At 69.1% G+C, this 9,745-nt stretch carries 9 protein-coding genes and 1 pseudogene; 3 read left to right on the top strand and 7 right to left on the bottom strand.

Annotated features, from left to right (window positions below):
• Positions 1-430 precede the first annotated feature (430 nt).
• The 3 genes from ACFW2E_RS02705 to ACFW2E_RS02695 all read right to left on the bottom strand — a co-directional run bounded on the left by ACFW2E_RS02705 (position 431) and on the right by ACFW2E_RS02695 (position 2,354).
• Positions 431-952 (bottom strand): ATP-binding protein, encoded by a 522-nt coding sequence (locus tag ACFW2E_RS02705; protein ID WP_384460265.1) that lies wholly within the window; start codon positions 950-952, stop codon positions 431-433.
• A gap of 226 nt (positions 953-1,178) precedes the next feature.
• Positions 1,179-1,796, bottom strand: a complete 618-nt coding sequence (locus ACFW2E_RS02700; RefSeq protein WP_384460262.1) for a TetR family transcriptional regulator — start codon at positions 1,794-1,796, stop codon at positions 1,179-1,181.
• Between the two features lie 321 nt (positions 1,797-2,117).
• Positions 2,118-2,354 carry a hypothetical protein gene (locus tag ACFW2E_RS02695; protein WP_384460259.1) on the bottom strand — a complete coding sequence of 79 codons (237 nt, stop codon included), beginning with the start codon at positions 2,352-2,354 and terminating at the stop codon, positions 2,118-2,120.
• Between the two features lie 321 nt (positions 2,355-2,675).
• On the opposite strand from ACFW2E_RS02695, the gene ACFW2E_RS02690 reads away from it, so the two are divergent.
• Positions 2,676-3,074: a hypothetical protein gene (locus ACFW2E_RS02690; RefSeq protein WP_384460256.1), complete on the top strand. Its 399-nt coding sequence runs from the start codon at positions 2,676-2,678 to the stop codon at positions 3,072-3,074.
• A 377-nt stretch (positions 3,075-3,451) separates the two neighbouring features.
• Here ACFW2E_RS02690 and ACFW2E_RS02685 read toward each other — a convergent pair.
• Positions 3,452-4,547 (bottom strand): annotated as a pseudogene (locus ACFW2E_RS02685) (integrase core domain-containing protein).
• Between the two features lie 171 nt (positions 4,548-4,718).
• Between ACFW2E_RS02685 and ACFW2E_RS02680 the strand changes: the two are divergent.
• Positions 4,719-5,399 (top strand): zeta toxin family protein, encoded by a 681-nt coding sequence (locus tag ACFW2E_RS02680; RefSeq protein ID WP_384460253.1) that lies wholly within the window; start codon positions 4,719-4,721, stop codon positions 5,397-5,399.
• A 92-nt stretch (positions 5,400-5,491) separates the two neighbouring features.
• Entirely contained in the window at positions 5,492-5,854 is a 363-nt protein-coding gene (locus tag ACFW2E_RS02675; protein WP_384460251.1) for a hypothetical protein, read from the top strand.
• 27 nt (positions 5,855-5,881) lie between these two features.
• On the opposite strand, the gene ACFW2E_RS02670 is transcribed toward ACFW2E_RS02675, so the two are convergent.
• The 3 genes from ACFW2E_RS02670 to ACFW2E_RS02660 all read right to left on the bottom strand — a co-directional run bounded on the left by ACFW2E_RS02670 (position 5,882) and on the right by ACFW2E_RS02660 (position 9,673).
• Complete coding sequence (locus ACFW2E_RS02670; protein WP_384460248.1) at positions 5,882-6,178, bottom strand: hypothetical protein; 297 nt, start codon at positions 6,176-6,178, stop codon at positions 5,882-5,884.
• A 165-nt stretch (positions 6,179-6,343) separates the two neighbouring features.
• Entirely contained in the window at positions 6,344-6,646 is a 303-nt protein-coding gene (locus tag ACFW2E_RS02665) for a hypothetical protein (protein ID WP_384460245.1), read from the bottom strand.
• Positions 6,647-6,673: 27 nt separating this feature from the next.
• The gene (locus tag ACFW2E_RS02660; RefSeq protein WP_384460242.1) at positions 6,674-9,673 is read right to left on the bottom strand and encodes a polymorphic toxin-type HINT domain-containing protein; all 3,000 of its coding nucleotides are present in this window, start codon (positions 9,671-9,673) and stop codon (positions 6,674-6,676) included.
• Positions 9,674-9,745: the final 72 nt, after the last annotated feature.

Below are 9,745 nucleotides of genomic sequence, written 5' to 3'. Positions count from 1 at the left end.
GTTGCCCCGGGGGCCCCCCCGTTGTCGCGCGGGGCAGTGGTGGGGTTTTTGAGCCCGGGTGGTGGGGGTCCCTTACCCCCGCGGCTCCCGGCCCCCCACCCCCGCTGCCTTGAACCGAGCCATGGCACCCTCATTTCCACACGTAGGGAAATTAACGAGGGCTCACGGTACGCGCGCCTCCTGCCGCAGGCAACAGAAATTTCAGCACAGCATGAAATGGAGCCGAATCGACGCGCGCTCCGGCGTAACGACCGGCGCAGGTGGCAGGGCACAGCAGACGAGAGAGCCGCAACCCCGCGCCGCCCCAGACGGACACAGTGACGCACTCCGGCAGCCGGTCCTCCGCCTTTAAGCGACCGCCTTGTGACGCGCCCCTCGCCCCGGGGCCCGCCCGGAGGCCGACTCCCCGCCGGCATCCACCCCAGTGGATCTACAGCTCGAACCAGACGCGTTTGCCGTTCCGAAGCGGGACGGTTCCCCAGCGGAGGGCAAGGGCATCGACCAGGGCCAGGCCACGCCCACCCTCGTCCTCGCCCCCGGCGCGGACCAGGGTGGGCAGGCCGCGCGAGCCGTCGGTGACGGTAACCCGGGCGCCACGCTCGGCGGCGTGAACGGTGATGAGCAGGGTACGGCCACCGGCGTACTTGATCGCATTGCCCACCAGCTCGGAGACCAGCAATTCGGCGACGTCGACGAGGTCGGCGAGGCAAAGGGCGGCGAGACGCCTGGCGACCAGATCCCGGGCCAGGGCCGCGGAACGCGGATCACACGGCACAATGCCCGCCCGCGCCGCCACCCCGTCCTTGGCCTGCCGAGGGGGCGCCACTCCCCTCACCGGCGAGGCCACTACGGATACGGCACCCCTGGCGCCCGCGCCGGGACGGCAGACGCCAACGGGGAGCCGGTCGCCGCCGTGGACCGGGTTCACCACGTCGTCCTCACAGGTCGCCACCCGGAGAAGAGGGGATTCGTGGCACTGACGACTGATGGTCTGCGGTCCATCGAGTCGACGCAGACCGAGTTCGACGCCAGCGGCCCGGAGCTGGGCCATAGCACACTCATTTCCATGTGTCCGGAAATTACCGATTCCCACGCTACGCCGGACGCCACACCGGAGCAAGAATAATTTCTATGTCACATGAAAATGAGCAGAGGCCCCCTGTGCGGCCACCTTGTGGTCAGGCACCCTGCGGGACGTCGCCGGCCAGGTCACCGGTGAGGTAGTGCTGCACGACCGGCCCGATCAGGCGGACGACCTGCTCCCTCGGCATGTCGGCGATGCGGTCGATGGCCCAGACGTAACGTGTCATGGCCAGACCCACGATCTGAATGGCTACCAGGTCCGAGCGCAGCCCGGCCTCGTCGCCCGGAAGGCTCGCCGACACGACCTGAAGGACGAGAGCGGAGAAGACGTCACGGAGGCGCTCCATGGCGTAGGGCTCATGGCTCGCGGCGAGGATGATCGAGCGAAGGACCTCCGAAGTGGCCGGGTCGTCCCACATGGACAGCGCCGCCTCCACAAAGGCACGCCCGCGCTCCTCCAACGGCACCTTGGCAGCCTCGGCGATGCCCTCGCCGAAGGCGTCCGGCGGCTCCAGCGCTGCCCTCAGCAGTCCCATCTTGTTGGAGAAGTAGTAGTTCACAAGGGTGGGATCCACGTCGGCGGCCTGCGCCACGGCCCGCAAGGACGTCCCGCTGTAGCCCTTCTCGGCGAAGGACTTGCGCGCAGCCGCCAGGATACGGTCGGCCTGCGTGCCCCGCTCCCCCCTGGGGCCCCTGCCTGCTCGTGCCGTCATCTCCCGCCATCTCCCTTGCCGGTCCCGCACTCGCTCACGGCTGCGACGAAGTTTCACCACGTACTGAAACTGGTTTCACCTTACCGTGAAATTGCGTCTCCGCCCCCCGGTCGCGGCACGACAACGCGCAGCGGTCCGAACGAAGCGAACCACGGTGGCCGTGCGGTCATCCGGCGTTGCGGGCCGTCAATGTTTCGCGACCTCCGCGACCGTCTCCCTGAGTGACAGCTGGGCAACGGCGCCGGCGCGCTTGGATTCAGCTGCGCTCCGTCCACTCCTTGAGCGTGTCGGCCAGTGCCCGTATGTCCACGTCTCCGGCCGTCACCTGCTCGGCCAGGTCGGCGGCCTGGGCTGCGGGCCGAACCGGCGGGCGAACTCCTCGCGCATTCCGGGGGTGGACAGGAACTGGGCGCATCCCTCGAGGAACCGCGCCTTGTTCAGACCGTCGGCCAGGACGCGTCCGGCGTACACGTCCGGATCCTCGTGCCGCTGGTGCGCCTCGCGCTTCAGCTGCTCGTCATCGATCTCGATGCGGATTTTCCCTGGCCATGCCCCCACGGTAGCCGTACCCGGGTCCCGGCGGGGAGGGATAAGCAGAGTGGTCCGGTCGGTTCTGGAAGCGACAGCGTTCTGACCGAAACGGCAGCACGGGGCCAGATTCCTCAAGGACGACCGCTACCCGCTGATCGCCCTCCAACTCGTCAACGGGGAGACGGACTGACTGTCGTCGGAGCCGTCTGACCAGCAGGCACGCTCAGGGCGACGCTGGGCGGAGCGGCCCGCCTCGGGTAAGGGCCCGCCGCACGGCCCCCGAAGCATCTGTGCGGCTCTTCGATGCCCGGATGGCTTCCTACGCGAAGGATCCGCGCTTGCGTCGCCATGGCCGAGGCCGTGGTCCCGTTGCTGCACCGTGCCTGTCCCGAGAGTGCCGGCGGCTACGGCGGCTCGTACCAGGTGAATCTGGCCGATGAGGAGGCCGTCGGCCTGGGCGGGGGGGAGCTGATCAGGGCCGCGATGCGCAGGGCGGCCCGTGAGCTCGGCTGGAAGGTCATTACGATCGGGGGGATCGGCACCCGCTTCGGCACGATGATCGCCATCCAGGACACCCGGGAGGTCCCCGAGGAATACCGGGCAGCGATCGACGCGGCGATGCACGAACGCATGAGTGCCGCTGCGGCCAGGGTGTGGGACGAGCCGGGTGAGGGCCTTGTCCAGCGGGGTTCGGTCGCCCTCATGACGCAGGAGTTCCGCGCGGCTGTCGACGCGGCGACCACCTGAACCGGCGCGGCCCAACTCGGCGGTCCGCGCGACGCCACGCTGCGGTCGAGGCCCGTCGTCCTGCGTGTTCGAGCCGTTCCTGCCTCCTTGAATGCGAACTGGGAACGGCCGGTAACCCCCGGGCGGGGCTCCGGGTCGAAGATGGTTCGATGTCCGGGCTGTTAACGGCAGTCCCGGGCAGGCCTACTTCTTGGCGTCCTTGGTCGTCGTGTCCGTGCTGATGTCCTGGTGCGCGAGGATGGAGGCGGGGCATCCTGAAGGGGACGGCGATTTCGCCTTCGTTGCGGCCGGCCCGTTCCCGGTTCCCCTCGCTGGGGCTGTGCCCTCTGGCCGGAAACGCGCAGCCCTGCCCTTGCCGGAAATCTCATCTGCGCAGGTCAGGCTACGTGCCGGTACTCGTGGCGAATGCCTCCGAGGCGATCGCGTCGTCGTACGTCGAGGTGGGCGAGCCTGTCCGGATCGGCGATCGGTGCGGGCAATGGGTGCAGCGGGCGGGCGTTGGCGACGCCCTGGTGCGGCCTGTACCCGTTGTAGAAGTCCTCGAACTCGCGCAGGGCGTGGCGCAGGTGGCGTTGGTTCCAGATCAGGGTGCGGTCCAGGAGCTCGCGTCGGCAGGTCTGCACCCAACGTTCCATGAGCGCGTTCATTCTCGGCATTCGGATGCCGCTGAGCACGACCTCGATCCCCACGTCGGTGAGGACGGCATCGAACAGGGCGGGGAACTTGCCGTCGCGATCCCGGATCACGAACCGCGCCCGGCAGCCGCGTCCTCCAAGCCCATGACGAGGTTCCTGACGGCCTGCACCACCCACGAGGCGGTCGGATGCGCAGTGGCCCCCAGGATGCGGATCCGCCGGCTGGCGTGCTCGATCACCGCGAACACGTACAGGCGCTCCCCGGCCAGGGGGACTATCTCGAAGAAGTCGCAGGCCAACAAGGCATCGGCCTGGGAGCGCAGGAAGCCGGCCCAGGACGTCACGGCGCGCTCGGGTGCCGGGGCGATCCCGGCATCTCTCAGGATTTCCCATACGGTGGAGGCGGGCACTTGCACGCCAGGACGAGCAGTTCGCCGTGGATCCGGCGATAGCCCCAGCCGGGATTCTCCTTTGCCAAGCGCAGGAGGAGAGCGCGGACGGAGCGCACAGTCCGCGGCCGTCCCGGGCGCTTCGGCCGGGAGGCAGCGGCGTGGCGGCGCGCGAGAAGACCGCGGTGCCAGCGCAGCACCGTGACCGGGCGCACCAGCAGCCGCACTCTGCCCAGCACGTCACACGGGAGACAGTGCAGCAACGCAGCCAAGAACCCCCGATCGCTCGGGGTGAACCGCACCCCGTCCTTGCCGAGTTGGCGTTCCAGCACCGTGATCTGATGACGCAGCGCCAGGATCTCGATGTCCTTGCCGTGGTCGCTCATCGGCAGCAGGCGCAGCATGGCGAACGCGTTCGCCACCCCCCGGTAAGCCAGTCGCAGCAGCACAGCCGGACATCCTGCCGTGCCGACTGTCGGTCACGCGAGCAGCCCCGGTACAGGCAACCGCGCACGACGCCCGCAATCCCCTGTACACCAGCCCCCACCAGGCCGGATGAGATATTCGGCAAGGGCACGGTCTCCCGCGCCGCCGAGCGGGCCGCAGCAGCGGCCGAGCCTGTGCGCCGGATCGCCCACCCGCTGCCCGAAGCACCGGGAACCGGCTACCACCGCCTCCACCCCGCCCAACACCGCTGGGCTTTTGACGAGTTGATCGCCCCCACGCATCTGGACCGGGCGATGCGCCGGGCCGCTGCACACCCGGACCCGATCGTGGTCTACCTGGTCGGCGAGCCGGGAGCACGGCAGCTGGAGGCGCGGCGGATCCTGCGCCGGGCGATGCGGGCGGGCACCGCCGTGCTGGAACCTGATCTGCTGCGCGGCACGCACCCGGACCACGCCCAGCTCATCAACGACAGCCCTCGGGCGGCCGAGGAGCTGGTCCGCTGTGATGCCGAGGACTGGCAGGCCGAGGCTGAGGCGTACGTCCGTGAACGGCGTGGCGACCTGCTCATCGAGTGCGACTTCACCAGCGCCGCCGACTTCGCCTCCAGTGCGAGCTGGTTCGCCCGCGCCGGGTACCGGATCGAAGTGGTGGCCCTGGCCGGGCGGGCTGCCGACAGCCGGCAGCCGGCAGCCGGCAGCGCACCCTCGTCGACCACGCCCGCGCCCTGGAGTTGGACGCGGTCACCGCGTTCCCCACGCAGGCCGTGGACGCGCGAGCCTGCCAGGCGGCTGACATCGTGGCGGCCGCGGCCGCCGACCCCCGGATCGGTGGCCGCGGCCGGTGATCGACGGTGACCACCGGGCGCTGGGCCGTGACCGGTCCGCGGTCTGGGCCCTGACCGCTGCCCGGCACCGTCCCTACACCGCTGGGGAGGCCAGCAGCTTCCATGCCGCCCAGCGGGCACTGTGCCAGGTGCCACGGCCTGCCTCTCTACCTCGATCTCGCCGTGCTCCGCTTCCTCGACATCCGCCGCACCGGCCGTACCCCCACCGCGGCGGACTTCGGTGCAGACTTCCCCGCGCTGCTCACCCGCACGCTGGCCGACCTCACCCCCGACGAACGCCACCTCCTGCGCGCCGTCAGCCTGCTGGACGCCTTCAATCTCCCCCTGGCCACCGCCGCCGCGGGACTGTCCCACCTGTCCGCGCCCGCCCGGCTCGTGGAACGTCCCTTCGTCCGCCACAACGTCTTCCTCACCCGCGACTTCAACCATATCTGCTCGAGACGCCTCACGAAGGCCAGTACATGATCGTGTTACGAGCTCTGAGCTCCGCGTTCACTCCACTGGTATTGCGTGCCGCTTCCGCCACGCGTTGCGAGGTTTCTCCAATACGCCTATAGCTTCGGCGATCGCTCGAACGACGGAGGTGAATATGACCGCTTCAAAAAATGCCCCGATATTGAAATGTAGGTAGTACGGTTCGATTCCGAAGAACACTCCGACGGCGCAACAATAGAGGGCGGCCCAGAAGCCAAGTCGCCGGTTCATCGGGTAGATGAGCAGCGGGGCCGCCGGCCACACGTAAGCCGTGCATAAGAATGCAACAGAAAGGGAGGTGATGAGGATTTTCATCTACTCCTCGCCCTCTACAATGCGCCAGTTTCGCGCATGCCGACAACGATTAGGAAACCAGCGGGCAGAAGGATGAGGAATGCCGCGAACAGTAACCCCATTTTCCAGGAATTTCACGCGCCTACGCCGAAGCCATGGGGCCCTTCCCCTCTCGATGTCCTTCGGTCAGTCACCGTTGAACAGAAGATATCTGTGCGGGCGTTCCGAAACCAAGTCCATCAGTTTCATGAGTTCCGCCAGGGCTTCCGCCTCTTCGGTGGCACAGTGTCGGCGGAGTTCCACCAGTTCTTCGCGCATGTGCGATACCTGGGTTCTGTTGAACACCGTGTCGTCGTACTTGTCCACCCATCCGAGCATCACCAGACCGCGTTCTCGGGCGGTCGCGCAGAGCGCGCCGATGGCGGGATGCAACGACGTCGCCAAGACCTCGCCCGTATATGTGCGCACCAGAATGCTAAGTGGCATCATTTCACCTTTCGACCGACCTTGGACGCTCTACCGGGGTACGCCTGGATGCATAGTGACCACATTTCCCCACTTGTCCGTGACCACGGTGTATGTCTTCGTCGGCAATCCGGTTTCGACATCCGTTCCGATGATATCGGGGGCATTGCCGACACGGGCATAATTGCCGTTGTCCTGCAACTTGGGTTCGAACTTGTCGGCGTCATCGGCCAGCTTGTAGAGGTCGACGTCCTTGTTGAACAAGCCCTTCGTGGCGTCTGCCTTTGCGCCGCCCGGCATGTGCTTGCTCCGTACGTACCTCTCGCCTGCGGCGTCCAGGAAGGGGGGATCGCACGCGGAGTTGTGCACGAGTACCGGTGTGGTCCCCGCCAGCACATAGTAGGTGTGGAGTTCCTCGACGGTCAGGTTGTAGGTGCGGGTGTGCTGGTCGAAGGCGCGGTTGCCCTGGACGCTGACAGTGGCGCCGTCGGCGCTGAGGAGGGTGGTGCCGGGTGTGAGGTCGCTGGCCTTGACCCACTGGTGTGCTGACGGGCTCCAGAAGGGGTGCTCGTACGTGGCGGTGAGTTTCCGGGGGCCGCCAGGCGTGGCGAGGGTGAGTTCGTCGAAGTGCTTGTCGCCATCGGTGATGATGAGACGGCTCACCCGGCGGGGTGCGGTGCGGCCGGTGAGCGGGTCGGTGGCCCGGACGGTGTCACCCGGCCGGATCCTCTCGATGCTCCGCGGGCCGGTGTCGGCCATGAGGACCTTGGTGCCGGCCGGGAAGCACTGGGTGCACCCCTTCACGTAGCGGAGACGGCGCAGGTCCTCCAGCGCCTTCACTCCTTCTTCGAGGAGCTTCCACTTGCTGCGGAACGCCGTGTCCTCGGCGACTTGCGTGCAGGCCTCGAGATCGCCGTGGCTGCAGGGATACAGGTTCCCCAAGCCGAAGTCCTTCTCCACGGTCCACAGCTCTTCGGCCGCGGCCTCGGCACCGGGCCCCTGGGAGAGGATGTCGCACAGCACCTCGTTGTGCTGGCAGTAGTGCGCCGGGTGCTCGGCGGCGTCGCAGCCGAGGATGCCGCAGCGGTAGCGTGCTTCGGCCTGGCTTCCGGCGTCCTTCTCGGCCGCCTTGCGTTCGGCCGCCTTCTTCTCCACAGCCGCCTGGAAGGCGTCCGCGAAGGCCTGGTCGGCCGCCTTGGAGTCCTTGCCGGCCGCGAGTTCGGAGGCGCGGGCCTGGGCACCGGCGGTGTAGGCGGCGGTGGCGGACGCCTGGGCCCATCGAGCGGAGCCGGCGGCGTCGACGGCGGAGGTGGCCGCGTCGCTCGCGGCCTGGTCGGCAGAGGCGGCTGCCTTGGCGGCGGTGTGGGCGGAGGCGGCCGCCTGGTCGGCGGAGGCCTGCGCGTCCTTGGCGGACTTGGCCGCCTGGTCGGCGTAGCCCTTGGCCTGTTTGGCGGAGGCGTCGGCCTTCTTCGCCCAGTCGGCGGCCTCGTCCTTGGCCCTGGCCGCGGTGGCGGCGGCCTTGTGGGCGTCGGCGGCGTTCTGCTGGGCCGTGGCCGCGACACCGGCCGCGTCCGCGATCAGCTGGGCGATCTGCGCGGTGTGGGTGGCGCCGAGGAAGTCCTGGCGCTGGGCCTTGAACTGCCCGACCTGGATGAACTGATCCAGCAGATCATCGGGCCCCTCAAGAGCGATCCGGGCGGCCGACTTGACCTGCGGGCCGCTGCTGGCGATCAGCTGGGCCGCGCGCACCCGCTCGTCCTGAGTGCGTGCCTGGTACTGACCGATGGTGAGGAACTCGCGGTATTTCTCAGGGTCGTTGGAGTCCAGCGCGGTCCGGCCGGCCTGCTGCACCACCGGTCCGCCGGCGTCGATGATCTGGGCGATGTTCACCCGGAAGTCCTGCGCCCCGGCCTGGTACTGCCCGGTGGCGAGGAACGCCGAGACCTGCTCGTCGCTGCCCTTGAGCGCCTCCTCGGCAGCAGTGCGTACGGAGGCCAGTGAGCTTTCCTGGGCCAGGGTCTGCACGCGGTAGCGGTCGTCCTGGTGGGCGGCCTGAACGCGTCGGGTGATGAGGTAGTCGACGACGTCGGTGTCGGTGCCGGTGAGGGCTTCCTCGGCGGCGCCCCTGCTCCAGGGTCCGCCGGTCTGCGCCGTCGCCAGCGCGACCTTGCGGCCGGCGGGGCCGATGGTCTTGGGGTCGGCTCCGGGCCGCGCTGCCTGCTCCGCCAGACTCCTGGCCTGGGTGTCGGTGTCCTTGACCTGCTGGACGGCGGCGGCGTCCGCGGTCGCTTGCTGCTCTTCCTGCGCCTTGAGGTCCTTGGCCTGCGCGATGCCGGCGTTGGTCCGCTCGGTCAGTTCCTCCGTCTCGATCTTGACGGCGGTCTGGTGGGTTTTCTGGGCCTTGGCGACGGCCGCGGTGGCGGCGTCGGCCGCGTCCTGGGCCGCCTTGGCATGCGCCGCGGACTGCTTGGCGGCGGTGGCTGCTTCGCCGGCGTGCTTGGCCGCGTCATCGGCGTCCTTGGCGGCGTTCTCCGCGTGGGTGGCCGCCGCGTCCGCCGCGTCCTCCGCGTCACTGGCCGCGCCGGCCGACTCCGCGGCCAATGACGCGGCCGCGTTCGCGGCGCGGGTGGCCTCCTGCGCGTGGCGGTGGGCCGCAGCTGCCTCGACGCTGGCCTCGGATGAGTGGACGCCGGCCTTGTCGGCGTAGTCGTTGGCCTGGTCGGCCGCGTCGGCGGCGGCGTCGGCGTTGCTGCCGGCATCGGCGGCGGCCTTCGCCGCGTTGCCGGCCTCGGCCGCCGCGTTGCCGGCCTGCTTGGCCGCGTCCGCCGCCAGCCGGGCTCCCTTGGCCGCGGTGCGGGCGTCGTCGGCCGCCTTGCGTGCCGCGGAGGCCTTGGTCGCGTCGGTGGCCGCGTCCGCGGCGGCGCTCTGCGCACGGGATGCGGCCTGGGCGGCACCCACCGCCGCCGAAGCGGCCTGCTGTGCGGCACTGGCCGCGAGGCGGGCGGAGTTGTTGGCGGCGGCCGCCGCGTCGATCGCTTCCTGTGCGGCCACTGTCTCTTATAAACCACAGACGCGTCCGACGACCAAGCAAGTGTATATATCGGTGGGGGCCGGATCATTAAA

It is taken from the genome of Streptomyces sp. NPDC058964, assembly GCF_042741275.1.
In the GTDB taxonomy this organism is placed as follows: domain Bacteria; phylum Actinomycetota; class Actinomycetes; order Streptomycetales; family Streptomycetaceae; genus Streptomyces.
This window is presented reverse-complemented; position numbering and strand designations above follow the sequence as displayed.